The sequence below is a fragment of the Pseudomonas viridiflava genome (assembly GCF_003702045.1).
Lineage (GTDB): Bacteria > Pseudomonadota > Gammaproteobacteria > Pseudomonadales > Pseudomonadaceae > Aquipseudomonas > Aquipseudomonas viridiflava_C.
In genome coordinates this window covers 540,075-566,009 of sequence record NZ_RBTP01000012.1, presented here as the reverse complement: position 1 = coordinate 566,009, position 25,935 = coordinate 540,075, and the positions used below count along the sequence as shown (strand labels likewise).

At 59.0% G+C, this 25,935-nt stretch carries 24 protein-coding genes and 1 tRNA gene; 7 read left to right on the top strand and 18 right to left on the bottom strand.

Annotated features, from left to right (window positions below):
* Nucleotide 1: 1 nt before the first annotated feature.
* From ALP40_RS04640 to ALP40_RS04630, 3 genes are read right to left on the bottom strand one after another with little or no spacing between them, the layout of a single operon-like run.
* Entirely contained in the window at nt 2-796 is a 795-nt protein-coding gene (locus ALP40_RS04640) for an SDR family NAD(P)-dependent oxidoreductase (protein ID WP_122207094.1), read from the bottom strand.
* 25 nt (nt 797-821) lie between these two features.
* Complete coding sequence (locus ALP40_RS04635) at nt 822-2,312, bottom strand: aldehyde dehydrogenase family protein (RefSeq protein WP_122207093.1); 1,491 nt, start codon at nt 2,310-2,312, stop codon at nt 822-824.
* Nucleotides 2,313-2,322: 10 nt separating this feature from the next.
* A complete protein-coding gene (locus ALP40_RS04630) occupies nt 2,323-3,864 on the bottom strand; it encodes an acetolactate synthase large subunit (protein ID WP_122207092.1) in 1,542 nt (513 codons plus the stop codon).
* Between the two features lie 260 nt (nt 3,865-4,124).
* Between ALP40_RS04630 and ALP40_RS04625 the strand changes: the two genes are divergently transcribed.
* Nucleotides 4,125-4,871, top strand: coding sequence for an IclR family transcriptional regulator (locus ALP40_RS04625; protein WP_122207091.1), 747 nt, complete (start codon nt 4,125-4,127; stop codon nt 4,869-4,871).
* Between the two features lie 70 nt (nt 4,872-4,941).
* Here ALP40_RS04625 and ALP40_RS04620 read toward each other — a convergent pair whose 3' ends face one another.
* The 5 genes from ALP40_RS04620 to ALP40_RS04600 form a co-directional block, all read right to left on the bottom strand.
* On the bottom strand, nt 4,942-6,267 hold the full coding sequence (locus ALP40_RS04620) for a hypothetical protein (protein ID WP_122207090.1): 1,326 nt from the start codon (nt 6,265-6,267) through the stop codon (nt 4,942-4,944).
* A gap of 87 nt (nt 6,268-6,354) precedes the next feature.
* Nucleotides 6,355-7,704: an aminotransferase class III-fold pyridoxal phosphate-dependent enzyme gene (locus tag ALP40_RS04615; RefSeq protein WP_122207089.1), complete on the bottom strand. Its 1,350-nt coding sequence runs from the start codon at nt 7,702-7,704 to the stop codon at nt 6,355-6,357.
* A gap of 11 nt (nt 7,705-7,715) precedes the next feature.
* A complete protein-coding gene (locus tag ALP40_RS04610; RefSeq protein ID WP_122207088.1) occupies nt 7,716-9,137 on the bottom strand; it encodes an aldehyde dehydrogenase family protein in 1,422 nt (473 codons plus the stop codon).
* Between the two features lie 90 nt (nt 9,138-9,227).
* A complete protein-coding gene (locus ALP40_RS04605) occupies nt 9,228-10,676 on the bottom strand; it encodes an APC family permease (RefSeq protein ID WP_122207435.1) in 1,449 nt (482 codons plus the stop codon).
* Between the two features lie 438 nt (nt 10,677-11,114).
* Nucleotides 11,115-12,080 (bottom strand): helix-turn-helix domain-containing protein, encoded by a 966-nt coding sequence (locus ALP40_RS04600; RefSeq protein ID WP_122207087.1) that lies wholly within the window; start codon nt 12,078-12,080, stop codon nt 11,115-11,117.
* Nucleotides 12,081-12,287: 207 nt separating this feature from the next.
* Between ALP40_RS04600 and ALP40_RS04595 the strand changes: the two genes are divergently transcribed.
* The 3 genes from ALP40_RS04595 to ALP40_RS04585 all read left to right on the top strand — a co-directional run bounded on the left by ALP40_RS04595 (nt 12,288) and on the right by ALP40_RS04585 (nt 15,819).
* Nucleotides 12,288-13,664, top strand: coding sequence for an aspartate aminotransferase family protein (locus ALP40_RS04595; RefSeq protein ID WP_122207086.1), 1,377 nt, complete (start codon nt 12,288-12,290; stop codon nt 13,662-13,664).
* A gap of 43 nt (nt 13,665-13,707) precedes the next feature.
* Nucleotides 13,708-15,162, top strand: a complete 1,455-nt coding sequence (locus ALP40_RS04590; protein ID WP_122207085.1) for an aldehyde dehydrogenase — start codon at nt 13,708-13,710, stop codon at nt 15,160-15,162.
* A gap of 93 nt (nt 15,163-15,255) precedes the next feature.
* A complete protein-coding gene (locus ALP40_RS04585) occupies nt 15,256-15,819 on the top strand; it encodes a cytochrome b (RefSeq protein WP_122207084.1) in 564 nt (187 codons plus the stop codon).
* A 37-nt stretch (nt 15,820-15,856) separates the two neighbouring features.
* Here the strand turns inward: ALP40_RS04585 and ALP40_RS04580 are convergent, their stop codons facing one another.
* Nucleotides 15,857-16,828: a helix-turn-helix domain-containing protein gene (locus ALP40_RS04580; RefSeq protein WP_122207083.1), complete on the bottom strand. Its 972-nt coding sequence runs from the start codon at nt 16,826-16,828 to the stop codon at nt 15,857-15,859.
* 158 nt (nt 16,829-16,986) lie between these two features.
* Nucleotides 16,987-17,952 carry a GlxA family transcriptional regulator gene (locus ALP40_RS04575; RefSeq protein ID WP_122207082.1) on the bottom strand — a complete coding sequence of 322 codons (966 nt, stop codon included), beginning with the start codon at nt 17,950-17,952 and terminating at the stop codon, nt 16,987-16,989.
* A 124-nt stretch (nt 17,953-18,076) separates the two neighbouring features.
* Here ALP40_RS04575 and ALP40_RS04570 point away from each other — a divergent pair, with 124 nt between their 5' ends.
* The 3 genes from ALP40_RS04570 (at nt 18,077) to ALP40_RS04560 (ending at nt 20,332) form a co-directional block, all read left to right on the top strand.
* Complete coding sequence (locus tag ALP40_RS04570) at nt 18,077-18,967, top strand: MBL fold metallo-hydrolase (protein WP_122207081.1); 891 nt, start codon at nt 18,077-18,079, stop codon at nt 18,965-18,967.
* A gap of 84 nt (nt 18,968-19,051) precedes the next feature.
* Nucleotides 19,052-19,603 carry a cysteine hydrolase family protein gene (locus ALP40_RS04565; RefSeq protein ID WP_122207080.1) on the top strand — a complete coding sequence of 184 codons (552 nt, stop codon included), beginning with the start codon at nt 19,052-19,054 and terminating at the stop codon, nt 19,601-19,603.
* Between the two features lie 267 nt (nt 19,604-19,870).
* On the top strand, nt 19,871-20,332 hold the full coding sequence (locus ALP40_RS04560; protein ID WP_122207079.1) for a hypothetical protein: 462 nt from the start codon (nt 19,871-19,873) through the stop codon (nt 20,330-20,332).
* Nucleotides 20,333-20,467: 135 nt separating this feature from the next.
* Here ALP40_RS04560 and ALP40_RS04555 read toward each other — a convergent pair whose 3' ends face one another.
* The 8 genes from ALP40_RS04555 to rpmI all read right to left on the bottom strand — a co-directional run bounded on the left by ALP40_RS04555 (nt 20,468) and on the right by rpmI (nt 25,900).
* A complete protein-coding gene (locus tag ALP40_RS04555; RefSeq protein WP_122207434.1) occupies nt 20,468-20,725 on the bottom strand; it encodes a DUF1652 domain-containing protein in 258 nt (85 codons plus the stop codon).
* Nucleotides 20,726-20,980: 255 nt separating this feature from the next.
* Nucleotides 20,981-21,057, bottom strand: a tRNA-Pro gene (locus ALP40_RS04550).
* 88 nt (nt 21,058-21,145) lie between these two features.
* Nucleotides 21,146-21,502: a MerR family transcriptional regulator gene (locus ALP40_RS04545; RefSeq protein ID WP_004886959.1), complete on the bottom strand. Its 357-nt coding sequence runs from the start codon at nt 21,500-21,502 to the stop codon at nt 21,146-21,148.
* Nucleotides 21,483-21,785 (bottom strand): integration host factor subunit alpha, encoded by a 303-nt coding sequence (gene ihfA / locus ALP40_RS04540; protein WP_002553164.1) that lies wholly within the window; start codon nt 21,783-21,785, stop codon nt 21,483-21,485. Before ihfA ends, ALP40_RS04545 begins: the two co-directional genes overlap by 20 nt.
* 3 nt (nt 21,786-21,788) lie before the next feature.
* A complete protein-coding gene (pheT, locus tag ALP40_RS04535; RefSeq protein ID WP_122207078.1) occupies nt 21,789-24,167 on the bottom strand; it encodes a phenylalanine--tRNA ligase subunit beta in 2,379 nt (792 codons plus the stop codon).
* A 32-nt stretch (nt 24,168-24,199) separates the two neighbouring features.
* The gene (gene pheS, locus ALP40_RS04530) at nt 24,200-25,216 is read right to left on the bottom strand and encodes a phenylalanine--tRNA ligase subunit alpha (RefSeq protein WP_024685429.1); all 1,017 of its coding nucleotides are present in this window, start codon (nt 25,214-25,216) and stop codon (nt 24,200-24,202) included.
* A 103-nt stretch (nt 25,217-25,319) separates the two neighbouring features.
* Nucleotides 25,320-25,676, bottom strand: a complete 357-nt coding sequence (rplT, locus tag ALP40_RS04525; RefSeq protein WP_002553161.1) for a 50S ribosomal protein L20 — start codon at nt 25,674-25,676, stop codon at nt 25,320-25,322.
* A 29-nt stretch (nt 25,677-25,705) separates the two neighbouring features.
* Nucleotides 25,706-25,900 carry a 50S ribosomal protein L35 gene (rpmI, locus tag ALP40_RS04520; RefSeq protein WP_002553160.1) on the bottom strand — a complete coding sequence of 65 codons (195 nt, stop codon included), beginning with the start codon at nt 25,898-25,900 and terminating at the stop codon, nt 25,706-25,708.
* Nucleotides 25,901-25,935 lie beyond the last annotated feature (35 nt).

Genomic DNA, 25,935 nt, shown 5'->3' with positions numbered 1-25,935 from the left:
CTCAGATGAAGATGCCACGCGTCAAACCGCCGTCGATGCCAATCGACTCACCGGTTACTGCGCCCGCCTTGGGGGATGCCAGAAAACCTATCAGCCAGCCCATTTCGATCGGCGCAAGGGTGCGGCGAATCGGGGTTGCCTCGATATAGCCTTGCTCGACCTGCTTCGGAGTCTTGCCCTGCTTGACCCCTTCACGCTCGTAAAGCTCCTGGATATGTGGGGTATCCACCACGCCCGGGTGGATCAGATTGACCGTGATGCCGGACGGCCCCAACTGGTCGGAAAGGGTTTTGGTCATGTGTGCAATCGCCAGGTTGCGCATGCCGGAGAGCACTTTGCTGCCACGCCCGGTCAGCCCGCCGATGTTGATAATGCGACCGAAGCCTGCGGCTTTCATGTGCGGTGTCACCGCCTTGGCGCAACGGAAATAGCCGATCACCTTGGTGTTGAGGTCCGATAGCAGCTCGTCATCGCCGGCATGCTCGATGTCATTGCGCACAACGCCGGACGGTGCAGCGGCGCCATTGACCAGAATGTCGATACGACCGAAATGTGTGTGAGCCGCCCGCACCATGTCCGACACAGCCGTCATCTGATTGGTGTCGCAGAACAGGGGCAGCACTTCATTACCCGTCTCTGCCGTGATCTCCTCGGCAGCCTGCTGCAGGAACTCCATGCGGCGCGCACAGATCACGACCTTGCAGCCCTCCTGGGAAAGAAAACGTGCGACCTCCTTGCCGATACCCATACCGCCGCCGGTGACGATTGCCACGCGGCCTTGCAATTCCAGATCCATAGCAGTTCCTCTTGTGGTTGTTGGCTCAGGCGAGATCGACAAAGACACTCTTGGTTTCGGTGTACGCGTCGATGACGTTTTTGCCCATTTCCCGGCCCCAGCCGGATTGTTTGTAACCGCCGAATGGAGAGGCGGGATCGACGACGTTCCAGCAGTTGATCCAGACCGATCCGGCTTTCAGTTGCGCGGCCACGCGATGAGCCGAGCGCAAGTCACGGGTCCATAGACCGGCCGCCAGGCCATAGGGTGAATCGTTGGCGCGCAGCACCAACTCATCGATTTCGGTCCAGCTCATGACGGTCAGAACCGGCCCGAAGATTTCTTCACGGGCGACACAGGCGCGCTCGGCACGGTCAAGAAACACGCTGGGCTGGATGAAGTGGCCCTGATCCAAATGCTCAGGCCGGCCTCCGCCGCAGATCAGTTCGGCACCCTCTTCCTGCCCACGCTGCAGATACCCCTTTACCGTGCTCAACTGCCGGGCAGACACCAGCGGTCCCATGCTATTAGCCGGGTCCAGACCGCTGCCAAGGACATAACCACTGGCGTGGCGCTGAAGCTCTTCGAGGACCTGATCCAGCACACTGGCGTGTACGTACAGACGCGAACCGGCCGTGCAAACCTGCCCCTGGTTATAGAAGATCCCGTCGGCGGCACCCTTGGCGGCGCGAACGATGTCGGCGTCCGGCAAAATGATGTTGGGCGATTTGCCGCCCAGCTCCAGCGACACCTTTTTCATGTTGCCGGTGGCCGCCTGAGCGATGAGACGACCCACGTGGGTCGACCCGGTAAAGGCGATCTTGTCCACATCGGGATGCTGCGCCAGCGGAGCGCCGGTTTGCGCGCCCAGGCCTGTGATCAGGTTGACCACCCCGGGCGCAAAGCCCGCCGCCTCGATCAGTTGCACCAGCCTGATCGCCACGAGAGGCGTCTGTTCGGCAGGCTTAAGCACTGCCACACACCCGGTTGCCAGCACCGGACCCAGCTTCCACACGCACATGGTCAACGGAAAGTTCCAGGGCACGATCAACGCGCAGACACCCACCGGCTCGCGCAGGGTGTAGTTGAGCATCGGTGCGCCGCTGGCAGGTGACACGGGAACTGTGCTGCCTTCTATCTTGGTCGGCCACCCCGCGAAGTACCGCAGAATATTGGCGGCGCTGGCCGCCTCCCCGCGCGCGGCAGCAATCGGTTTGCCGTTCTCCAGCGTGATCAGTTGAGCCAACTCTTCGCGATACTGATCCACCAGCTCGGCCAACCGAAAGATCAGCAGGCTGCGCTGGGCGGGCGACACCTGGCGCCAGGTGCCGTTGAACGCGGCAACGGCCGCATCGACCGCAGCATTCACGTCCCGCTCATCACCCTCGGCGACCTCTGTGAGCGTGCCTTCAGTGGCGGGATTCTCGACAGAAAAACGCCGACCGCTGGCCGCGTCCTGCCAGGTTCCTGCGATGAACAGTTGCCCGGGACGGGACAAGAAGGCTTCAACGGCTGGCAACACCTGAATCTGACTCATACGTGCTCCTTCACAGCGCCATTTCAATCAGGCAAGGGCCGCTGTCGGCGCTTGCATTGGCCAACGCGCGTTGCAATTGCGCATTGGTGTGCACCGTACAGGCGGGTACGCCGTAACCTTTAGCCAAGGCTTTCCAGTCGACCCGGGGACGATCCAGTTCGGTCAGGCTCAGGGCCTGCGGACCGAATTCGGTCATACCGAAACGACGCAACTCGTTCTGCAAAATGGCGTATCGATGGTTGGCTGCGATCAGGATCACCACCGGCAGTTGCTCACGGGCGATACTCCAGAGGGTCTGAATGGTGTATTGGGCGCTGCCGTCCGATTGCAGGCAGAACACCCGATTGCCACGCTCTGCCAGAGCGGCGCCAAAACCGACCGGGATGCCCTGCCCGATTGCACCGCCGGTATTGGTGAGCACCCGATGCCGTGCGGCACGGGCCGAGGCTGTGAAGAATGGGTAACCGCAGGTTCCGCCTTCCACGGACACGATACTGTCGTCCGGCAGCGCGGCGGCCAGAACTTGCCCCACTGACTGCGGCGTCAGTTCGTCATCGCCCGGCGGCAGTTCGACGCCGGATGCCGTGGGTCTATAAGCCGGCGCGTTCAGGGCATCGGCAAGGGCCGCAAGCGCTCCCGCGACGTCATCTCCGACCTCGGCCAGCGACAACAAACGGTCACGCTCGGCCAACCGCGAAGGAATGCCTTCGTAACCGAAATAGCTGATGGGTTCCGGGACACCGGCACAGACCACGGCGTCGTACTGCTGCAGAATTTCGATGGCGACTTCAGGGAAATACGGCAGACGATCCAGGTCCGGCAAACCGCCGCCACGGTAGCTCAGCCGCGGGAAGGTTTCAGCGAACAAACGCACACCCGGCAGTTGCGCCAACCGGCCGGCCGCTTCAAGGCCAGCCACCGACAAACCCTGATCGCCCACTATGAATAAGAGCCGCCGCCCCTCACGCAGCGCCTGCGCCACAGCCTCGACGCGATCGCCTGCAAAACGCCGGACAGGCGCCTGCAAGGCAGTGAAAGCACGTTGATCCACGACGGCATTTGCCTGCAGGTCCATCGGCAGAATCAGGCTGGCAATCTGGCCCTTGGCTTGCCAGGCCGCCCGCACGGCTTCCTGGAAATCCTCACCCACGCCTGACGCGGTACGCGATGTCCGCACCCAGCCGGAAACGGTCCCGGCCAGCGCCTGAATGTCGCTGGCCAGTGGCGGGTCGTAGTTGACGTGCCAGGAGGCGTGATCACCGATCACGTTGACGATGGGCGTATTGGCTCGACGGGCGTTGTGCAGGTTGGCAAGGCCATTGGCAAAGCCGGGACCCAGATGCGTCAGGGTCATCGCCGGTTTGCCGGCCACCCGACCATACCCGTCCGCCGCACCGGTGCAGACACCTTCGAACAGGGACAACACCGGTTTAAGGGAGGGTGCGCTGGCCATAGCCGCTACCAAAGGAATTTCGGTCGTTCCCGGATTGGCAAAGCAGTACTCGATACCACTTGCCGCCGCAGCCTTCACGATCAGTTGCGCACCATTCATTTCCTGCCCTCTCACTCGAGCGTTTGCAATGAGCGAGATTTATCACACAAGAAAACTATTCAAACAAGCTAATTTTTTACTAAAAACTCGTATTTTGAGATTTTATGTATTTTTAACGCGTTTTAAACCTTGAAAAATACTTATTTTCTCACCATAAAGAATACGAATATTGAGCGGTACGCAGGCTTTCCTTAACGGGTTCGCCTGCCTATAGTGCTCACCGAGCCGCCAATGCAGCGCCAGCCGACCCTAGGAGCGAAATGAGCAGTCTGAGTAAAATGTTGAGTGTTCTAGATCTTTTCGGTCCCGAGACACTGAAGATCGAACCCGACACCATTGCAGAGCGAATGGGGCTGTCTCGCGCCACCGTGTATCGCTACGTCAAGGATTTGTGTGATGCAGGCCTGCTCAGCCGAGTAGACGCTGGCAGTTATGGCCTGGGACCGCGCATCATTGAGCTGGACTGGATGATGCGTCAGTACGACCCGATCCTGGTGGCCGGACGCGATCTGATGCATCAACTGTCGGAGGAAACGGGGTTGGCGGTATTCGCCAGCGTTTTCTACGACGGACATATCATCAACACCTACATCGCCGAGCCGACTGACACCTTTCGCTTTTCCTTCGGCCGCGGCCAACCGCTGCCCTTTTTTCGCGGCGCCCAATCCAAGGTGCTGATTGCTTTTCAGAAGGGTCGTCGCCTGCAGCGATTGTTCGACGAGCACCTGGCCAAGGCGCCGGACAATCCCTATGACTGGGCAAGCTTTTCCAAAGCCGTCAAAAAGATCCGCAAGGACGGTTATTGCCTGACCCACGATGAGCTCAATGTCGGCCTGACCGGCATTGCGGCCCCGATCATCAGCCATGATATCGACGAGGTCGTCGGCAGCCTGTCTGCTGTTGGCAGCACAAACAGCTTCAAGCTGCTGCGCCAGGAAACAGTGATCGACATGGTGATGGACACAACCCGGCGCATTGCCTGGAACATGCAAAACCCGAAAGGATGATTCCTGCCGGGTAGAACGCATCGCTGTCGAGCCACCTCTCATCCCACAATAGATTACGGCTCGTGCACGGTCAGAACGGAACGGCGAGGGTCAGTTGGCTGTACAGATTGGTGCCGTTGCCGCCTACCTGATTGCCGCCTGTGCCCGCATCCTGTTTCGGTTTGTAAAGCCCTACGAGCGGCGTGATGATCAGGTGCGGGTTAACCGCCCACTCGGCGTAGAGGTCCAGCTCTCGACCGTCCAGATCAAGCGCGTTGCGTTTGCGCACAGTGTTGTAATCGAAGTACAGCGCACCAAGGGTGAGATTTTCCAATGGCGTCGCCTTGAGGCCCAGGTGATGAATACCGACGTTGCTATTGAACGGCCCGGCATAGTTGCCAGCGACCTCACCTTGAAACCAGGTCCCATAGCCGGTACTCAGACCAGTAAACAACGCGTCCCACTGCTGCGAATAACGGGTATAGCGATAGGTCAGTTTCGGTGCCCAGGCAACCTCTGCAAAGGTATACCCCGCCTCGCCATACCAGGCGTTCTGTGGGCCGCTGTCCTTGTCCTGCCAGGCGTACTCGAACGCAAAGCTTGCATGCTCGATCCCTGCATCGCCTTCACCGCGAACACTGTAGATGTCCATGTCCTTGCGTTGCGTCTGGAGCGCATTGGCCCATCGATCATTCACATCAAGCCCATGTACCCAAGTCAGCCCGAGTGTGCCCGCCTTGGCGGTGTAATCCAGCGTACCGGCAGCCAGTTCGGTTTCGGCTTGAGCGCGGTTATCGGACTTGAGCCATAACGCGCTGCCGTGCCACCCCTCCTGCCCACCCAGACGCAATACGGCGGTCTGATCGAACGCATGCCGAGCCGCCAGATAATAGGCTCCCCCGCGATCCAGACGGCCGTCTGCCGGACCTTTTCCGAGGTTGGGGCCGTCATCGTTGATCAGAAACCCTCTGCCCACCTTGACCACCTGACGCCCGACGGAAAAATCGACGCCGTCCTTGCCCAACGCCGGAAACAGATCAGCCGAGCGCCAGCCCAGATACGCCTCTTCGATGTTCGTCTTACGCTCCGTACCCAGCGTGTTCCCGGCAGGGTCACCGTCACCCCACGTCCCTGAACTGACCAGACTGAATGCGCCATAAGCGGTGCCGTTATCCTTCAACGCCTGATCACCACTCAAGCCGTACTTGATAAAGCCTTCATTCCAGGTGGATCCCCCTGGCGCGCCATCATAGTTCTTGCGACTGTTGAAGTGACCGAATACGGCCAGCACATCGGCATTGAGATGACGACTCTCATCGCCATACAACTCATACGCGTGGACCTGGCTGGCGGCCGAGAGCGCCAGCGTGTAGAACAGCCCGCGACTGAACAACGGGATACCTGACGGATGCCGCATGGCTGAAGCTCCTTATGATCGTCTTTAGAGTGTTTTTCAGGTGTTGGCTTGTGCCGGTGCGGGCTTGCCGCACCGGACGTTTGTGCGCTAGCGGCAGGTGGCAAGCGCTGTATCAAGCGCGTAGACGATCAGATCCGCTTCATCAGGTGTGAGGGTCAGCGGGGGTGACAGCACAATTTTGTTGCCTATCGGGCGCACCAGCACACCGGCCCGGCGAGCTTCTTCGGCGATACGAGAGGCGTGACCGGCGGCCGGGTCTATTGGTTGACGGGTGGTTTTGTCCACGACCAGATCCAACGCAATCATCAAGCCTTTGCCGCGTACTTCGCCGACCACCTCGTAACGCTCGGTCAGCGGCTGCAACTGCTCCAATAGACGAGTGCCGACGGTGGCGGCGTTGCCTGGCAGATCCTCGGCTTCCACGATGTCCAGAACTGCCAGCGCTGCGGCGCAGGCCACCGGATGCCCGCTGTAGGTGTATCCGTGCATGATCACGCTGCTGAAGCCTGGGCCATTCTCGATGGCGTCGACGATCCGCTGGTTAAAGACGGTGGCGCCCATCGGGATATAGCCCGCCGTGATGCCTTTGGCCAGGCATAGCATGTCAGGTGCGACACCCCAGCCCCGGCTGCCGAGCATGCAGCCCGAGCGACCGAACCCCGTCACCACTTCGTCGGCGATCAACAGAATCCCGTGCCGGTCGCACACCTCGCGCAGACGCTTCCAGTAGCGCTCGGGCGGCACGATGACCCCGCCAGCGCCCTGCACCGGCTCGGCGATCAGCGCGGCAATGGTTTGCGCCCCGAGCAAGGCGATCTGATCTTCAAGCTGGCGAATACAATGGTGAGTCAACTCGTCCGGGTCACGGCAATCCCAAGGGTTGCGATACAGCCAGGGCGTATCGAGCAAATGACAACCAGCCAGTAATTGCCCGTGGTTGTAGTGATAGACGCCATTGCCGCCCACAGACGTACCGCCCATGTGTACGCCGTGGTAACCGTTGCGCAACGACAAAAACCGTGTGCGCCCCGGCTCGCCGCTGGCGACCCAGTACTGACGCGCCATCTTCAGAGCCGTCTCGACGGCGTCGGAGCCGCCCGAACTGAACAACACCCGCGTCATGTTCTCCTGAGCGAACATTGAGGTCAGTCGCTCGGCCAGGTCGAATACCCGAGGGTGGGCAATGCCGTCGAAGGTCTGGTAATAGGCCAGTTCGTCCAGCTGTGCCGCAATGGCCGCTTTGACTGACGCACGATTGTGGCCCACGTTCACATTCCACAAGCCGCCTACGCCGTCGAGCATTCGGTGACCCTCTACATCGGTGATGCAGTTACCGTCTCCGCTGGCGATGATCAACGTTCTGGATCGGTTTTCGGGTGCTGAAGAACCCATCGGGTGCCAGAATTTTTTCTGTGCGGTCTTATACGTCTCGTACATGATTCACTCCCTCACTGAGCGTCGCGCTTGCGGATAAACAGAAGTTGCTGGCCGGTGAATTCCAGTAGGCCTTCGAGACCGAACTCGACACCAAACCCTGACATCTTGCTGCCGCCGAATGGCGTGTTCGGCTGGATCTGTGCGTGGCAGTTGACCCACGCGACGCCGCTTTCCAGCCGACTGGCCAGCGCTTGTGCATGATCGGTATCGTGGCCCCAGACCGAGCCGCCCAACGCCATGTCGCTGGCATTGGCCCGGCATAACACGTCCTCCACATCCTGATAGGCAATCAGCGGCAAGACCGGGCCGAACTGTTCTTCATCGACCAGACGCTGACCATCCGTGACATCCGCCACCAGGGTCGGTGGGTAGAAAAAGCCTGGGCGCTCCAGACGGGCCCCGCCGCACAGCACTCGGGCACCCTGAGACCTTGCGTCGGCAACCAGCGTCTCGACCAGTTGCAGTTGCTCAAGGTTCTGCACAGGACCAAAGTCGACGCCAGGTTGCAGCCCGTCACCCACCACCTGACGCGCAGCGATGAGCGTCAGCGCCCTGGCAAAGTCTTCGTACTGCGAGGCGTGAACATAGAGACGCTTTAGCGCCGCACAGGTCTGGCCCATGTTGAGAAACGCTGCCTGAAAAATGTCCTCGGCCACGTCATCGACCGGCGTGCCGGGCAGCACGATTGCCGCATCATTGCCTCCCAGCTCCAGGGTCAGGCGTTTGAGATTGCCGGCCGCGCCGCGCATGACACTCTGGCCTGTCGCCGTCGAGCCGGTGAACACGATCTTATCGATACCGGCATGCGACGTTATGGCGCTGCCAAACCCTTGCTCTCCCGTCACGACGTTGATCACGCCTTGCGGCACATGACGAGCGATGATCTCTACCAGGCCCAGGGTGCTGAGCGGCGTGAGGCTTGAAGGCTTGCTGATCACACAGTTACCCGCACGCAACGCCGGCATGATGTGCCAGACCGCAATCATGAAAGGCCAGTTCCAGGGCGTGATGGACGCCACTACGCCCAAGGGTTTGCGATGCAGCTCGATGCGCTGGGCAGGGGTTTCCTCTATCAGCTCAACCGGGATCTGCTGTTCGGCAGCATAGCGAGTCCAGGCCACCGCCCCCATGACCTCGGAGAGCGCGAGCGCCAGCGGCTTGCCTTGCTCCAGAACGATCAGTCGGGCCAGTTCCTGGGCGTGCTGCTCGATATCGACAGCGATGCGCAGCAGCCGCTCGCGGCGGTCCTGATGCGTAGAATGGCGCCACGCCTTGAATGCCGTCTGCGCCGCGTCGACGGCCTGATCCAGTTGAGCCAGCGACCCGGCAGGACATTGCGCAAACGCGATGCCGGTCGCCGGATTGACGACGTGAAAGTGGCCTCTGTCACCTTCAACCTGAACACCATTGATGAGCATTTTATAGACGTGCATAAAGAACCTTCCTTTCGCGCACCGACGGGACGTCCCGAACAGCGGCAGACCGGTATTGACTTGAGGGATGGAGAGGTGTCGCGTGACGCGCTAAAGCGTGTGGCTGCCCAGTGCCGCAAAGCGCTCCGGTGACCGCTTGCGCAGTCGCATGGCCAGGATCACGCCGCCGATCAGGGCACAGGGAATGACCGCGCAAAGGCCGTAGGACATCAGCTTGCTGGCCCCGGTCAGCACGTCGAAATGCACGACGGCAAGCACCAGCACCGCCAGCAAGGCCAGGCACGAAAAGCCCGGCAGTATCCGGCCACGCCAGATACCGAGTTTGAGCTGCGGATGACGCTGGAAATAAACGAACACAGCAGCCGAGGTCAGCGCCATCAACAGGATCACGCACAGCGTGGCCAGGTTGGAGAGCCAGGCGAACAACTGCAGAATCGGGTCGGCATCCATTGCCGCGAAAATCAGCACCACGACTGCAGCAATCAGACTCTGCAGGGCTGACCCCATGTGAGGACTCTGGTGCACACGATGGGTGGTGCCCAACTGGCTAGGCAGCAAACCGTCGCGTCCAATGGCGTAAAAGTAACGCGCCGCCGCGTTGTGAAACGCCAGCAGACCGGCATAGATACTGACCATGAACAACACCCGGATGATCTGGGTCAGCTGCGGCCCGACGAAGTGGTCGGACATGCCATAGATAAAGGTGGTCGGATCTTGCAGGGCCTGAAGTGTCGGCACGATCTTGTCTGCGCCGACACCGATGACCATTGCCCAGATCGACAACGCATAAAAGCCGCCGATCAACAGTACCGAGCAATAGGTCGCAATAGGGATCGTACGCTTTGGATCCTTGGCCTCCTCACCATAAATGGTCGTGGCCTCGAAACCGATGAACGCGGCGAAGCAGAAGAGCAGGCCGATGGACGGCGTACCGCTGAACACATGTGTGCGATCGAATGAATCAAGATTGATGCCGCTGTCACCCCCGGTCTTGAGAATGGCAACGTCCAGCGTCAGGATCGCCAGGTACTCGGCAATCACCATGATCGATAACAGCCGTGCCGAAAGATCGATCTTTCTGTAACCCAGAATCGCGACGCTGAGCATCGCCATCAGCGAGTAGGACCACCAGGGCAAGTCCAGGCCGAAGACACTGGACATGGTGCCGCTGACCACGCCACCAAACATGCCGTAGAGGCCGACCTGAAGAATGTTGTAGGCGAACATCGCCAGTACACCCGCGGCACCGCCTGCCAGTCCGCCCAACCCCAGAGAGGTGAAGGCATAGAAGCCGCCTGCGTTGACAACGTGGCGAGACATCGTCGTGTAGCCGACTGAAAACGCCAGTAACACCAGCAGGGCCAGCACCAACAGGGCGGGCGTACCGGCGCCGTTGCCCAGCATGATACCAATGGGAAAGCCCCCGGCGATCACACTGAGCGGGCTTGCCGCCGACACCACGAAAAAGATGATGAAGCCCACACCCAAGGCACCACGCTTCAGCTCCGTAGAGCTGTTGACCGGGATAGATACACTCATTTTGTTGACCTTATTGTATGAGGCAGTCGCTGTAGGAAGGGTCAGGTCAACCATCTGCCTGCACCGAATCTTATTGTTTTGTCACGCACTGGATTCGATGCTATTCCCACCTGCAAGCCCCTCGCTATCCCAAATCGGTAACATCAAAAACGGCGCACCAAAACAGATCAGCGCAACTGACCCTGCAACCACCGCCATCACTAAACACTGGCTTCGTGGGTCATGACACCCCGGGCGAACGCTGTAGAACAGCGTTAGATGTGTTCGTCTCGTTCGAAGTCTGTGGCCACTCAAGGCCAGAAGCTGCTATGAGACTACCCTGCGAAGTCCAGACGCGAGCAACTCGCTGCGCAGAAGAGCGGCAATACGTGCGTGTCGTTGGCGTCATTGCCGAGCAGTAGGTGCCTGATTGAAGAAGGCTTGAGAAGAATGGTGCGTTCAGACGCGGGCGTGACCGATGATCGCGGCGCGGGCGGTATGAGAGGGCAACTCGGCGAACAGCGCATGGTATTCCGCCGCAAAATGGCTCAGGTGGTAGAAGCCCCATTGCGCCGCCGCATCGCCGATAGACAGACTGGACGCACGTGACGACATCAAGGCGCGGCGTACGCCATTGAGCCTTACCGAGCGCAGGTAGTTGAGCGGCGTCGTCTCGGCGACCGAACGGAAGGCGTTCTGCAAGGTACGCCGACTCACCTGGAGTCGCTGGCACAATTCGATCACGCTGGGCACGCAGGTCATGTCGGCCGCGGTCAGACGATGGCATTTCTCGACAATGAAGCTGCGCGTCGAACTGGCGATGCGCTGATGTTTGTCGCACGCCGGATCCGTCATGAGTTGCAACACCTCATCAAGCATCGCCTGCTCAAGCGCCAACTGCCACTGCGGACCTGTTGTGCTGTCATGCCTCAAGGCCTGGTAGAACAGCGCCACCAGACGGCGGCGGGACTCTGCGAAACGGCGTGCCGACACCCTGATCACGGGTTGACGCAGTAACAGCCCCACTTCTTTGGCCGAGACGGTTTGTGCCAGCGCCTGCTCGAACAAGTCGCGCTCGAAGGTGATCGACAGCAGCTCCATGCCCTTGGGCATGTGGAACATGAATTCTTCGCCACCGTGAAGAAAGAACAGACTGCTGTCGTCCACATCCCGCCCCTGCATGCGGATGGAGCCGGGGATGTTGATCGGCACCGCGAAACACATTTTGCCCCGGGGTGCGACGCCTTGCTGCACGACGCGCTGGTTGATCTGCTCGAGAAACAGATGGCAGCCCTGGGTCGTCAATTGCATCAGCGAGCTTTGCGCAGAGCCGGGAGTCAGTTGACTGTAGTCCTGACTCCACTCCCGAACGGTGGCGGCATGGGCATGAACGTCTCGAAAATGGCTGATGCTCTTGTTGTTCATCTGATGGAAAGCCCCTGCCCAAGATTTTGTTTCAGCCGCATGACGGGGTGATAGTCGCATATCGGAAAAATCCTGCAAATTCTTTGTGGAACCGTCGTTTGGGCTCTGTGTGCGTTACCCGTTCAAGCATGTGCCGATTCGGGCTACCGGCCATTGCTGCGTCACGGGGATGATCGGCGCACTTAAACCGACCTCCGAGAGACCGTCATGAGCGAAGCCCAGTTTGAATCCCTCCACTTCCCGGATGCTCCGCAGATCACCTCAGGCGCACTGCCCGGCCCGAAGACCCGCGAGGCACTGGCCCTGTCGGCGCGTACCGAGTCGATGGCACGTGGCGGCGGGCGCATGCCTGTGGCTATGGATCGCGCCTTGGGTGCGACTTTCAAGGATCCGGATGGAAACACCTACATCGACCTGTCCGCAGGCGTGGGTGTCAGCAGCGTAGGCCGCTGCCATCCCAAAGTGGTGCAGGCAATTCGCGAACAGTCTGAAGTGCTCATGCACGCGCTGGAGGTCAACAGCACCCGGCGTACCGAGCTGGCGGCCAAGATGTCCGACATTGCACCGCAAGGCTTGCGTGGCGACTGCATCACCTTCTTCACGCAAAGCGGCAGTGACGCGCTGGAGGCCGCCATCAAGTTCGCCAAACGCATCACGGGCCGGCATCAGATCATTGCCTTCCACGGCGGCTATCACGGGGTATGGAACGCCTCGGGCTCACTCACCACAGGCACGGCCTACCGCAAGGGCTATGGCGCACAGATGGGCGGCGTTATTCATGCCCCCTACCCTTATGCTTACCGCTTCCCCTTCGACACCACCCACAAAAGTGCCGAGCAGATCGCTGGCGAATATGTCGATTACCTGTTGAATACCCCTTACACCGCTGCCGATGATGTGGCCGCCGTGATTGTGGAACCGGTCCAGGGCGAAGGCGGCTACGTGCCGCCCTCGCCCGAATTCCTGCAGCTTCTGCGCAAGGCGTGCGACCGCAGCGGTACGCTGTTGATCGTCGACGAAGTACAGTCCGGCGCTGGACGCACCGGCAAGATGTGGGCGGTGGAACATTCGGGCGTGAAGCCCGACATGCTGACGTTCGGCAAGGGCATCGGCAGCGACCTGCCGATGGCAGGCCTGATCATGCGCTCGGATCTGGCCGCCGCGATCCCTGACGGCTCGATGCCTAATACCTTTGCCGCCAATTCGTTATCCGCAGCCGTTGCGCTGACCAACATCAGCATCTTGCAGGACCCGGAGCTCGACCTGCTGAACCGTGCCCACGCAATGGGCCTGGAGGCCCAGGAACGCATTCGAGACTTCAACAGCCCGTTCGTGGGAGAAGTGCGAGGCCGTGGCCTGATGATCGGCATTGAGCTGGTCGAGGATCTGGAAACCAAAGCCCCACTGCAGCCCGCCAGAATCGGCCAGTTGATGGGCTATCTGCTGGATCACGGTGTGCTGATGATTCCCTGCGGTCGCTACAGCAACGTAATGCGTGTCATGCCCTCACTGACGATCTCACGTGCGCTGTTTTTCAAGGCACTGGATATCTTTGGCGATGCACTGGCCTCTCTCAAGGCATGACATACGCTCGCCCGACTCCTTCATACCACTCATGGATCGCCCTATGACTCAGCACCTGACTCATTTTATTGAAGGCGCGCGCTTCGAAGCTTCCGACAGTCGTCGCATAGACTTGATCAACCCCGTGACGGAAGCCATCTATGGCAGTTGTGCACGCGGCACCGCTAAAGACGTGGATCGCGCCGTGGAAGCCGCCCGCAGCCAACTTGAGGGCGGCGCCTGGAGCAGGCTTGATGGCGCCCAACGTGCCCGACTGCTGCTCAAGCTGGCCGACCTGGTAGAGCGCGACAGCGAATCGCTGGCCGATATGGACGCCAACGCTATCGGTCGCTCACCCATCGAACCACGCCGGATGGACCTGCCCAACGTGCTCGCCAACTTGCGTGCCGCAGCAGGCTGGGCCAATCAGCTCGAAGGCCGCACGATTCCCACCGGCGGCTATTTCGGCACCCGGACGCTCTCCTACACGGTGCGGGAGCCGGTGGGCGTGGTCGGGGCGATCGTGCCCTGGAACTCACCGCTGATGATAACCGTGTGGAAACTCGCCGCGTTGCTGGCGGCGGGCTGTACCGTGGTGATCAAGCCTTCGGAAGAGACGCCTCAGTCTGCGTTGCACTTGGCAGCGCTCGCGCAGGAAGCCGGCTTCCCGGACGGCGTGATCAACGTGGTCACCGGCTATGGCAACGAAGTGGGACGTGCCTTGTGCGAGCATCCGCATGTCGCCAAAATCAGTTTCACGGGCAGCCCCGAGGCCGGGCGGGAGATTCAGCGCACTGCCGGTGTACTGTTCAAACGCGTGGCGCTTGAGCTGGGAGGCAAGAGTCCACAGATCGTCTTCGACGACGCTTCTTTCGACGACGCGCTACGCGGTTGTGCGCTCGGACTGTTTGCCAATCAGGGCCAGGTCTGTGCAGCCGGATCGCGCATTCTGGTCCAGCGCAACATCGCTGAGCGTTTTGCCGCGGCACTGGCCGATGCCGCCCGTGCAGTAAAGGTCGGTGACCCTCGTCAGCCGGACACACAGATGGGGCCGGTGGCCAAGAAAACGCAATTCGAGCGCGTTAACCGCTACATCCAGCTGGGCATCGATGAAGGCGCCTCACTGCTGACAGGCGGAGTGTCGACGCCTGAGCAGGGCTGGTTTGTGCGCCCGACCATTTTCTTCAACGCCCGCAACGACATGGCAATAGCGCGCGACGAAATCTTCGGACCTGTCGGCACGGTCATCATTTTCGATAGCGAAGAGCAAGCCGTGGAACTGGCCAACGATTCCTCTTACGGCTTGGCAGCGACCGTGTGGACCACCGACCTGGTGCGTGCCCACCGTGTTGCCGCTGCGGTGAAAGCCGGTGCCGTGGGCATCAACTGCTGGAGTCCGCTGGACGCCAACCTGCCTTGGGGCGGACTCAAAACCAGCGGCATTGGCCGCGAGGGCGGTTTTGGCGGCGCAATTGCCTACACCGAAGAAAAGGTCATCACTGTGCTGATGCCTGGCTGAAAAGCGGTCCCCTGACCATCCTTCAGGCTTGTGACGCCGAGGGTGGTCGCTCAAACCTCCCCTCACGCCTTGATGACCAATGGATAGCTCACGATGAGTCCGATAGATCAACCGACAACAGATCGGTATCCCACGTCCCTGCTCGTTTTGCACTGGGTGCGCGCCGTACTGGTCATAGGCCTGCTCTGGGCAGGCTGGCACATGACCGAGCTGGAGGACGAGAACGCGAGCAAGTACGAACTCTATTACCCTTGGCATAAATCGTTTGGGGTCTTGGTGTTTCTTGTGATTCTGGCCCAGATCGCCATGCGTTTTCGAACACCAAGGCTGCCGGAGCCGCCGGTCACCCTGGCGCGGCATGAGCGGTTTTTTGCAAAGCTGGTGCAGCGAACGATGTACGCGCTGCTCGTGATCGTGCCCTTGATGGGTTACTCGATGTCGAGTACCTACACAATGAGCGACGGCGTTTTCTTTTTCGGGGTCAACCTTCCGGAATTGCTGGCGAAGAATGACGCGTGGTTCGTCGTCTTCCAGTCCCTGCACAAGATACTTGCCTATGCCCTTCTCGGCCTGATCCTTCTCCATATCACCGGCACCCTGAAACACCGGCTTTACGACAAGGATCCTCGCAACGACGTGTTGCGCAGGATGCTTTGACGGCAACGCGCACACGGGCTTGAAGGGGTCGTGCGGCTCAGCACAGGTGTGTGCGCTGCACGGTCTGCGAAGGCGTCTCCCCAAACAGCGTGCGGTAGTCGCTGGAAAACCGGCTCAGATGCCAGAAGCCCCAGCGCGCCGCCACCGCCTGTATTTGCTCGACCGGGCTGCGCTCGCGCAACTCTCGCCTGACCGCGTTGAGGCGCAACGTGCGCAGATAAGCCACAGGATTGATGCCCAGCGTTTCCTGAAAGCAGTATTGAAGTTTGCGGCGGCTGGCGCCGATATGATTGCACACATCCAGAATCGACAACGGCTCGTCCAGATGCGCCAGAACATAGTCACGCGCCCGATCGACCATCCTTTTGCGTGCCGTCGGATTAAGGGGCGGGGCCTTGTCTGGGGCTACCAGTTCCAGCACCTGCAACATCACCGCGTCACGGATGCCACGGCGGATCGAATCATATTCAAGCTTCTCTACGCAGACGCGCTCACCGTTCAGTAGGTTATCGAACAGCGCTGCGAACCGCGTTTGGACCGTCGGATCAGCCAGACGGTAACACCTGGGAAGATCGGTAATCTCAAAACGACTGCCCTGACGCTCCAAGGCATCTGCCAAAGACTCCTCCTCGATCGCGACGCCCACTGCATCCAGTTGCAACGGCGTGCTCAGTTCTGGCAGGTTTTCGCCGTGAGCGACGAGGATGCTGGGCGCTTGAAGCGTATGCCCGTCACAGAACGCCGGACCGCTGGCGCTCAAAGGCAATGCAAAGACAATGGCGCCCTTCCAGGCCATGCCACGCTTGGTCAGCGCCTGATTAGAGCGGTCGCGAACCAATTGCAGCCAATCCGAGCGAAACTCCGTCAACTCGCCTTCGAAGCCACCGGGCGTCAACTGATCGTAACAAACCTGCCAGCCGACCATGTTGCGGCCGTGCTCATCAATGTCGCAGGTCTGAAAGTGTCGCAGGTGAGGTGCGGTCTGTGTCGCGACATTATTGTTATTCATCGGCCTTGCCCTCAATGCGTTTCAAGGTCACGAGGGTGAAGACAGGCAAGTTTCATTCCGGTGGAATTAGGATTGGGTGATTTGTGCCGAAAACGGCTAGTCATTCTTGAAAGTGCAAGTCAGCCGTTGCGATTGCCTGCTCGCGCTTTTCATCCTCTTTACCGAACTTTTCTGCCGAAAAACATCCGCCGATAATCCGAAGGCGACGTACCCAACTGCGCACTGAACTGTTGCCGCAACGACAGCGGCGTTCCGAATCCGGCTTCACCGGCGATGCATTCAATGGGCAGATCAGTGGTTTCCAGCAATTGCTGTGCCCTGGAAACCCGCTCCACGTTCAGCCAATGGGAAACCGTACTTCCCGTCGTTTCCTTGAAGCGGCGAGTGAACGTGCGCCTGCTCATCCTTGCTTTTTCAGCCAGAACATCCAGAGACAGATCGTTGCCCAAGTTGACGCGTGCCCATGCCAGCACTTCGGAGAGATGGGTGTCGGTCGCCAGTTGAGGGACGGGATTTTCTACGTACTGGGCCTGACCGCCCTGCCTGTGTGGAGGTGTCACCAGCAATCTGGCGGTGCGATTGGCCGCATCGGCGCCGTGGCGTTCACGTATCAGGTGCAGACAGCAGTCGATGGCGGCCATCGTTCCGGCGGAGGTCATGATGTTGCCCGCGCTGACATACAGCACATCGGGTCGAAAACGAGCCTTGGGAAAACGCTGCGCGAAGACGTCGCGGGCGATCCAGTGCGTGGTGGCCTCTTTCCCGTCCAGCAAACCTGCGTCCCCCAGCGCGAAGGACCCCAGACACAAACCCACGATCAGTTTGCCCTGCGCGTCGGCGGTTTGAAGCGCCTGGATGAGCGATACAGACGCAGGCTCCAGGTCATCGCCCCAGGCCGGAATGATGATGACGTCGCAGCTGTCCATCAGCTCAAGCCCATGCTCGACCGCTATGCCGAGCCCTTGGTCACTGCGGACCATGCCCGGCACTTGGGCACAGTAGTTGACTTCATACCGAGATTGTTCCGGCCCGGCTTCGACAGCGCCCAGCACGATACCGGGCACGGACAGGTGAAACAGGCTTATGCCATTGAACGCGAGTACAGCAACTCGTATGGCGGGCATCGTTGAGTCTTCCGATTGACGAGGATTGGCCCGATTCTAACTAATAATGTCATTCAGGCCACTGTTGAGCCGTGAGGCGTTCGGCAAAAATGGAGTCCTTGAACACATCGACAGGTTACGATCCATGAATTTCAAAACACTGCCAATGGCGATTTATATCGCTGGCGGCGCAGTCACCACGGCCGCGCTTGCCGATTCCAGCACTGCCCCGGTTTCCAATGCCTTACATAAAGTAGAGATGCAGCAGATTCGAAATGCGACGGTGAAAATCACCTACGCCGGTACTACGTTTCTGATCGATCCGATGCTGGCTAAAAAGGGAGCCTATCCCGGGTTTGAAAATACTTACCGCAGCAACCTCCGAAATCCGTTGGTCGATCTGCCGGAATCTACCGACCAGGTCCTGTCCGGCGTCGACGCTGTCATCGTGACGCATACGCACCTGGACCACTGGGATGACGCCGCGCAAAAAGCGCTGCCTAAGGACATCCCGTTGTTCGCTCAGCACGAAGAGGACGCACAACTGATACGTTCACAGGGGTTCAAGAATGTGCGCGTACTGACTGATGAAGCCGAGTTCAGCGGCGTGAAGATCACCAAGACCGGTGGGCAACATGGCACTGACGAAATGTATGCCGTCCCTGCTCTTGCAAAGCCTTTGGGTGAAGCGATGGGTGTGATTTTCCAGGCCCACGGTTACAAGACCCTCTACCTGGCCGGTGATACCATCTGGCGCAAAGAGGTTGACCAGGCCATCGAGAAATTCCATCCAGACATCATGGTCCTCAATGCCGGCAAAGCCAAAATGACCGGATTCGAGGGGGCGATCATCATGGGCGAGGAGGATGTGCTGCGTGCGTCACAGGTCGCCCCCTACGCAAAAATCGTCGCGGTGCACCTGGATGCCGTCAACCACATGTCCCTGACCCGCGAAGCGTTGCGCGCCTACGTCGAGCAACACGGCATCGAGAGCCGGGTGGACATACCGCAGGACGGTGCCTCACTCGAACTCTGATTTCACCAAGGGTCGCCGCCGGAACGCAGGTTCGGCTTTTTGGCGGTGCCCCTGTCACGCTCATCATCCAAGTGGAGATAGCTCATGAAACAAGGCCTTATCGTTGTAGACCTTCAGAACGAATACTCGCCAACCGGCAAACTGCCTTTGACCGGCATCGAAGCGGCCGTCGCAAAGGCAGCCCGGGTAATCGCTCACGCCAGACACGCAGGCGTTCCGGTATTTCACATCCGTCATGAATCAGAGGGCGCAGGTGACGGGATCTTCGTCAAGGGCTCCAATGGCGCACAGATTCAATCGGCAGTGGCTCCGCTGAACGAGGAACCGGTGGCAGTCAAAAAGCACATCAATGCCTTTCGAGAAACCGACCTAAAGCATCAGCTGGATGCCGCCGGGGTTGAGGAAGTCGTGGTCATCGGTGCGATGAGCCACATGTGCATCGACGCGGTCGTACGCGCTGCGGCAGACATGGGGTACCCGGTGACGGTGCTTCATGACGCTTGCGCAACCCTGGACCTCAGCTTCAACGGCGTGGATGTTCCGGCAGCTCACGTACATGCCGCGATGATGGCGGCGTTCGAGTTCGGCTACGCCAAGGTCACGTCCGTGGACGATTATCTGACGGCCTTGCGTTAAGGAGCATGAGCGTCCTTGCGTCAGTCCTTTATCTGGCCTGGGACGCTATGCGGCAGCATCTGACGGCACACAACTGCGGGGTCAACGCAAGTGAGGGCGGCGTGTGAAACATCTGAATGCTATCTTGTTGCATGTCGCCTCTCGCTCCATAATCGCGCGCCCTCATCCGCTCAGCATTGTGCGAGCGGTCTGTCTGGCCTTTCCCCTTTTCCAGAAACAGGCGAATGACCGACTATATTTCATAATGCGTTGCTCTCAGGAAACATCATGTCCAGAAAACTTACCGCACTTGTTGCACTGGCCGTAGGCTTGACCGTCATTGCGGGATGCGGCGACAAGGAAGCAGGCAAGACCGTTAATCGGTTCGCGACTGACAAGTGTTTTGTCGACCTGATCAATGGAAAGACTGACGCGACTGTCTATGTCAAACGAGGCGTGGTCGGGGTGTCTGGCTGGGCCGTAGACACGCAGAAACAGACGTCGCCCTCTGAGTTGAGACTTCGCCTCACAGGCGCAAAGGGTGTTCCGCGTATATTCGAGAACCCAACCCGGATAGATCGTGCGGACGTGGTAAAAAACTTCAACAACGAAAAGCTGCTTAAGACGGGCTTTACGTTTAACGCCGATCTGTCTGACCTGGAAACTGGCGCATACGGCATTATTCTGGAAATGCCGGACAGTAACTCGCTTCTGATATGCCAACCGAAAAAGATTCTGATTGTTCAGTAGCCTGACCCAGGCACTGCTGCAACGGGTGTGAATCGGTGCCGCAGAAAAGACAAAGCCCATCTACAAGATGGGCTCTGTTTTTTAAAGCACTCAGCAGTGAAGAACACCGTTCAGCACAGGATCTTCCGACGCACTTTACGCCAGTCGCTTCATCGATAATTGCATCTGGCCCATGAGGTCTCTCTGCTCTTTCAGAGAGAGCACCAATCGCGCAATGGATCGGCTAGTAGAGAGTTCGGAAAGAGGCATACCCGTTACGTACAACTGGATATCACCGGACTCGGGGTGGAGAAGCTTGACGGAAAAGCTTTCGTTCGCGCCCATGACGCACTCACACCTGGAGGGCAAAAACGCCGTTTCCAGAACTCGTTGAAGATCGGACCTTGAAAACATCATGCATCCCCGCTGACAAAATCGTTTCATCGAGAATAGACGATTGCTGTACCGATTTGTTGCCGATCATCGCTTGGTTTGAAAAGCGGGACTTTTGCCGGCGTCTTTCATGATGACTGAGTCACACCGGTTCGCTCATCGTCAACGCAAAAGTAACGGCAGCCTGATCCGTCAAGAGATCGAGTCATGACACGAAAAAGTCGCGCGCATGAAAAAGCCCAACCTGAAAAGGTTGGGCTAAGTCACTGAATAATATGGTCGGGACGGAGTGATTCGAACACTCGACCCCTAGCACCCCATGCTAGTGCGCTACCGGACTGCGCTACGCCCCGACTAGGCGTGAAACCGTTTCGCGTGTTGCGAAAACTTCGAGGAATATACCCTAAGCTTTTGAATTATGGAAGTATCCAGTTAGCTCGGTTACGACTTGAGCATGACCAGCACGTCTTCCAGCTCGACAATCATCTGCCGGATCATCTGCTTGTACTGCTGGGTATCGTCCTTGGCTTCCCCGTTGGTAAGGCGCAAACGCGCACCACCGATGGTGAAACCCTGGTCGTATAGCAAACCGCGAATCTGGCGGATCATCAGCACATCCTGGCGCTGATAATACCGGCGGTTTCCGCGGCGTTTTACGGGGTTGAGCTGAGGAAATTCCTGTTCCCAATAGCGCAAAACGTGCGGTTTCACCGCGCAGAGCTCACTCACCTCACCGATGGTGAAGTAGCGTTTGCCAGGAATCGGCGGCAGCTCGTCGTTATGACTTGGTTCCAGCATATGCCTCAACTCGGGCCTTCAACTTCTGCCCTGGACGAAAGGTGACCACACGGCGTGCCGTGATCGGAATTTCTTCGCCGGTCTTGGGATTTCTCCCAGGCCGTTGGCGTTTGTCTCGCAGGTCGAAATTGCCGAAGCCGGACAGTTTAACCTGTTCGTTGTCTTCCAGAGCGTGCCTGATTTCTTCGAAAAACAGCTCCACCAATTCTTTGGCTTCTCGTTTATTCAGGCCCAGCTCTTCGTACAGACGTTCGGCCATCTCAGCTTTCGTCAGAGCCCCCATACGCTACTTCCTTAATGTGGCGTTTAACCTCTCCTCAAGTGAGGTGAGGATGGCAAGTGTCGTTGCGTTGACCTCATCGTCATTAAGAGTGCGCGATGGATGCTGCCAGGTCAAGCCGACCGCAAGGCTTTTTCTATGCGGATCAATGCCTTTACCCTGATAAACATCAAATAGCCTGAGGTCTGTGAGCCATTCGCCTGCATTTTCACGAATAACGTCCATAACTGCACTGGAAGAGACCTCCCGATCGGCCAGGAGTGCCAGGTCGCGACGCACTTCAGGGAAGCGCGACAGCTCATGGAACTTCGGCAGACGGCCTTTGGCAACTTCGCCCAGAACCAGCTCGAAAACGAATACCGGCCGATCCAGCCCCAGGTTCTTCGACAGCTCAGGATGGATCGCACCCAGGAAGCCGACTTCACGACCATCGCGCAGGATGCGTGCGGTCTGACCTGGATGAAGCGCAGGATGCTCACCCGGCGTGAAGCTGAAATCGTCCAGCGCACCGGCGAAGCCCAGCACAGCTTCCACATCCGCTTTCACGTCGAAGAAGTCGACGGCGTCACGTCCCTGCGCCCAACCTTCCGGCAGACGGCTACCGCATACCACGCCAGCCAGCATTGGCTCTTGCTTCAATCCTTCCAGTTGCCCGACAAAACGCAGGCCACTTTCGAACATCCGCACGCGATCCTGCTGACGATTGAGGTTGTGCTGCAGCGCTTTGACCAGGCCCGGCCAGAGCGAAGCGCGCATGGCCGCCATGTCGTTGGAGATCGGATTGGCCAGCAAGAGCGGCTTGACGCCTGGCGTGAACAGCTCGAACCACTTGGGGTCGATGAAACTGTAAGTGATCGCTTCCTGATAACCGCGCGCAACCAGCAGACGGCGCAGCTCAGGCAGATCGCCCTGGGCTTCGGCCTTGGCCTGCGGCGCCAGACGGGCCTGTGGGTAACGCACCGGCAGGCGGTTGTACCCATACAGACGCGCCAGCTCTTCGATCAGATCCACTTCAAGACTGATATCGAAGCGATGACTTGGCACGGTGACATGCCACTGGCCATTCGCTTCAGCCGATACGCCCAGACCGAGCGCTTTGAGCAGACGCTCGATTTCAGCGTTCTCGATCACCAGACCCAGCATCTGCTCGACGCGGCTCGCGCGCAGTGTTACCGGAGCAACGGACGGTAGGTGCTGTTCACTGACCACTTCAGTCACAGGACCGGCTTCGCCCCCTGTGATTTCCAGCAGCAGACCGGTTGCCCGCTCCATTGCTTCACGAGCCAGTTGCCAGTCGACACCGCGCTCATAGCGATGCGAGGCGTCGGTGTGCAGCCCGTAAGAGCGCGCCTTGCCCGCCACAGAGATGGTGTCGAAGAAGGCGCTTTCCAGGAAAATGTCGCGTGTGCCAGCGGTCACGCCGCTGTGTTCGCCACCCATGACACCGGCAATCGCCAAGGCGCGCTGATGGTCGGCGATGACCAGGGTGTCGGCACGCAGACTGACTTCCTGACCGTCGAGCAGAACGAGCTTCTCGCCCTCCTCGGCCATGCGCACACGAATTCCACCATTGATTTCGGCCAGATCGAATGCGTGCAACGGCTGACCCAGCTCCAGCATCACGTAGTTGGTGATGTCGACAGCAGCGTCGATGCTGCGCACGTCAGAACGACGCAGACGCTCGACCATCCACAACGGAGTCGGACGCGACAGGTCGACGTTGCGAATGACGCGACCCAGATAACGCGGGCAGGCTGCCGGAGCCAGCACTTCCACAGGGCGCACTTCGTCGTGCACGGCAGCAACGGTTGCCACTTGCGGACGCGTGACTTCAGCGGCATACAGCGCGCCGACTTCACGCGCCAGACCGGCAACCGACAGGCAGTCGCCACGGTTAGGGGTCAGATCGACTTCGATGCTGGCATCGTCCAGGCCCAGATAGACACGAATGTCCTGACCCACAGGCGCATCGGCAGCCAACTCCATCAGGCCATCATTGCCCTCGCCTGCCTGCAATTCGGCAGCCGAGCACAACATGCCATTGGACTCGACGCCACGCAGCTTGGCTTTCTTGATCTTGAAATCGCCCGGCAGTTCTGCGCCGATCATGGCGAAAGGAATCTTCAAGCCCGGACGCACATTGGGCGCGCCGCAGACGACCTGGAACGTCTCGGTGCCATTGCTGACCTGGCAAACACGCAGTTTGTCGGCATCAGGGTGTTGCTCGGTGCTCAGCACTTCGCCCACCACGACACCGGTAAAAACGCCGGCGGCCAGCGTGACGCTGTCGACCTCAAGACCGGCCATCGACAGACGAGCAACCAGCTCGTCGCGGGAAACCTGCGGGCTTACCCAGCCGCGCAGCCATTGTTCACTGAATTTCATCCTGCTCTCCTGAAAGATTCGTTACGTGCGACCTAGCGAAATTGCGCGAGGAACCGCAAATCGTTGTCGAAGAACAGGCGCAAATCATTGACGCCGTAACGCAGCATGGCCAGACGCTCTACGCCCATGCCGAATGCAAAGCCCTGAAACTCTTCAGGATCGATACCGGACATGCGCAGCACGTTCGGGTGGACCATGCCGCAGCCCATGACTTCCAGCCAGCCGGTCTGCTTACAGACACGGCAGCCCTTGCCGCTGCACATCACGCATTCCATATCCACTTCCGCCGATGGCTCGGTGAACGGGAAGAACGACGGACGAAAGCGAACGGCCAGCTCTTTCTCGAAGAACACGCGCAGGAACTCTTCGATGGTGCCTTTCAGGTCCGCGAAATTGATGTCACGGTCGACCAGCAAGCCTTCGATCTGGTGGAACATCGGCGAGTGGGTGATATCAGAGTCGCAGCGATAAACCCGGCCCGGACAAACGATCCGGATCGGCGGCTGCTGCGATTCCATCGTCCGCACCTGCACCGGAGAGGTGTGGGTACGCAACAGCATGTTCGCATTGAAATAGAAGGTGTCGTGCATCGCCCGCGCCGGGTGGTGGCCAGGGATGTTGAGCGCCTCGAAATTGTGGTAATCGTCTTCGACCTCAGGGCCTTCGGCAATGCCGTAGCCAATGTGGGTGAAGAATTGTTCGATACGTTCCAGAGTTCGGGTGATCGGGTGCAGACCACCTGAGGTCTGACCGCGGCCCGGCAGGGTCACGTCAATGCACTCGGCCGCGAGCCTGGCAGTCAGTTCTGCCTGCTCAAACGATGCTTTGCGCGCATTAAGGACCTCTGTAACACGCTCCTTGGCAACGTTGATCAGCGCACCGACTTGCGGGCGCTCTTCAGCAGGCAGGTTCCCCAGGGTCTTCATCACCTGAGTCAACTCGCCTTTCTTGCCAAGGTAGTGAACCCGGATTTGCTCCAGGGCATTGATATCTTCGGCGCTTTGCACAGCCTCAAGAGCTTGAGAGACCAGCGCGTCCAGGTTTTCCATGTACAGACTCCAGATACGAAATAGGGGAAGAGCTTAAGGCTCTTCCCCTATTTATGACGTTCAACACCGGCTCCGAAAATCGGAGCCGGTGATTGTCGGGGACTTAGGCCAAAGTGGCTTTAGCTTTCTCGACAATCGCAGCAAACGCCGCTTTTTCGTTCACTGCCAGATCAGCCAGAACCTTGCGGTCGATCTCGATGGACGCTTTTTTCAGGCCAGCGATGAAACGGCTGTAGGACAGACCGTTAACACGAGCACCAGCATTGATACGAGCGATCCACAGAGCGCGGAACTGACGTTTTTTCTGACGACGGTCACGGTAGGCGTATTGGCCTGCCTTGATTACCGCTTGCTTGGCAACACGGAATACGCGTGAACGCGCGCCGTAGTAGCCTTTGGCAAGTTTCAGAATTTTCTTGTGACGCTTACGGGCAATGACGCCACGCTTAACACGAGCCATGAGTTACTTCCTCTATATCTTGATCAAAATTAACGAAGGCGCAGCATGCGCTCGACTTTCGCCACGTCGGACGGATGCAGCAGGCTGCTTCCGCGCAGTTGACGCTTACGCTTTGTCGACATTTTGGTCAGGATGTGGCTCTTGAAAGCGTGTTTGTGCTTGATGCCGTTAGCAGTTTTCAGAAACCGCTTAGCTGCACCACTTTTAGTCTTCATCTTTGGCATGTTCGGATACTCCGCATTCAGTTGATAAACATAAC

Excerpts from the sequence above, each read along its gene's own strand:
- ALP40_RS04640 (WP_122207094.1), bottom strand. The coding sequence starts at position 796 with ATGGATCTGGAATTGCAAGGCCGCGTGGCAATCGTCACCGGCGGCGGT.
- ALP40_RS04635 (WP_122207093.1), bottom strand. The coding sequence starts at position 2,312 with ATGAGTCAGATTCAGGTGTTGCCAGCCGTTGAAGCCTTCTTGTCCCGT.
- ALP40_RS04630 (WP_122207092.1), bottom strand. The coding sequence starts at position 3,864 with ATGAATGGTGCGCAACTGATCGTGAAGGCTGCGGCGGCAAGTGGTATC.
- ALP40_RS04625 (WP_122207091.1), top strand. The coding sequence starts at position 4,125 with ATGAGCAGTCTGAGTAAAATGTTGAGTGTTCTAGATCTTTTCGGTCCC.
- ALP40_RS04620 (WP_122207090.1), bottom strand. The coding sequence starts at position 6,267 with ATGCGGCATCCGTCAGGTATCCCGTTGTTCAGTCGCGGGCTGTTCTAC.
- ALP40_RS04615 (WP_122207089.1), bottom strand. The coding sequence starts at position 7,704 with ATGTACGAGACGTATAAGACCGCACAGAAAAAATTCTGGCACCCGATG.
- ALP40_RS04610 (WP_122207088.1), bottom strand. The coding sequence starts at position 9,137 with ATGCACGTCTATAAAATGCTCATCAATGGTGTTCAGGTTGAAGGTGAC.
- ALP40_RS04605 (WP_122207435.1), bottom strand. The coding sequence starts at position 10,676 with ATGAGTGTATCTATCCCGGTCAACAGCTCTACGGAGCTGAAGCGTGGT.
- ALP40_RS04600 (WP_122207087.1), bottom strand. The coding sequence starts at position 12,080 with ATGAACAACAAGAGCATCAGCCATTTTCGAGACGTTCATGCCCATGCC.
- ALP40_RS04595 (WP_122207086.1), top strand. The coding sequence starts at position 12,288 with ATGAGCGAAGCCCAGTTTGAATCCCTCCACTTCCCGGATGCTCCGCAG.
- ALP40_RS04590 (WP_122207085.1), top strand. The coding sequence starts at position 13,708 with ATGACTCAGCACCTGACTCATTTTATTGAAGGCGCGCGCTTCGAAGCT.
- ALP40_RS04585 (WP_122207084.1), top strand. The coding sequence starts at position 15,256 with ATGAGTCCGATAGATCAACCGACAACAGATCGGTATCCCACGTCCCTG.
- ALP40_RS04580 (WP_122207083.1), bottom strand. The coding sequence starts at position 16,828 with ATGAATAACAATAATGTCGCGACACAGACCGCACCTCACCTGCGACAC.
- ALP40_RS04575 (WP_122207082.1), bottom strand. The coding sequence starts at position 17,952 with ATGCCCGCCATACGAGTTGCTGTACTCGCGTTCAATGGCATAAGCCTG.
- ALP40_RS04570 (WP_122207081.1), top strand. The coding sequence starts at position 18,077 with ATGAATTTCAAAACACTGCCAATGGCGATTTATATCGCTGGCGGCGCA.
- ALP40_RS04565 (WP_122207080.1), top strand. The coding sequence starts at position 19,052 with ATGAAACAAGGCCTTATCGTTGTAGACCTTCAGAACGAATACTCGCCA.
- ALP40_RS04560 (WP_122207079.1), top strand. The coding sequence starts at position 19,871 with ATGTCCAGAAAACTTACCGCACTTGTTGCACTGGCCGTAGGCTTGACC.
- ALP40_RS04555 (WP_122207434.1), bottom strand. The coding sequence starts at position 20,725 with ATGTTTTCAAGGTCCGATCTTCAACGAGTTCTGGAAACGGCGTTTTTG.
- ALP40_RS04545 (WP_004886959.1), bottom strand. The coding sequence starts at position 21,502 with ATGCTGGAACCAAGTCATAACGACGAGCTGCCGCCGATTCCTGGCAAA.
- ihfA (WP_002553164.1), bottom strand. The coding sequence starts at position 21,785 with ATGGGGGCTCTGACGAAAGCTGAGATGGCCGAACGTCTGTACGAAGAG.
- pheT (WP_122207078.1), bottom strand. The coding sequence starts at position 24,167 with ATGAAATTCAGTGAACAATGGCTGCGCGGCTGGGTAAGCCCGCAGGTT.
- pheS (WP_024685429.1), bottom strand. The coding sequence starts at position 25,216 with ATGGAAAACCTGGACGCGCTGGTCTCTCAAGCTCTTGAGGCTGTGCAA.
- rplT (WP_002553161.1), bottom strand. The coding sequence starts at position 25,676 with ATGGCTCGTGTTAAGCGTGGCGTCATTGCCCGTAAGCGTCACAAGAAA.
- rpmI (WP_002553160.1), bottom strand. The coding sequence starts at position 25,900 with ATGCCAAAGATGAAGACTAAAAGTGGTGCAGCTAAGCGGTTTCTGAAA.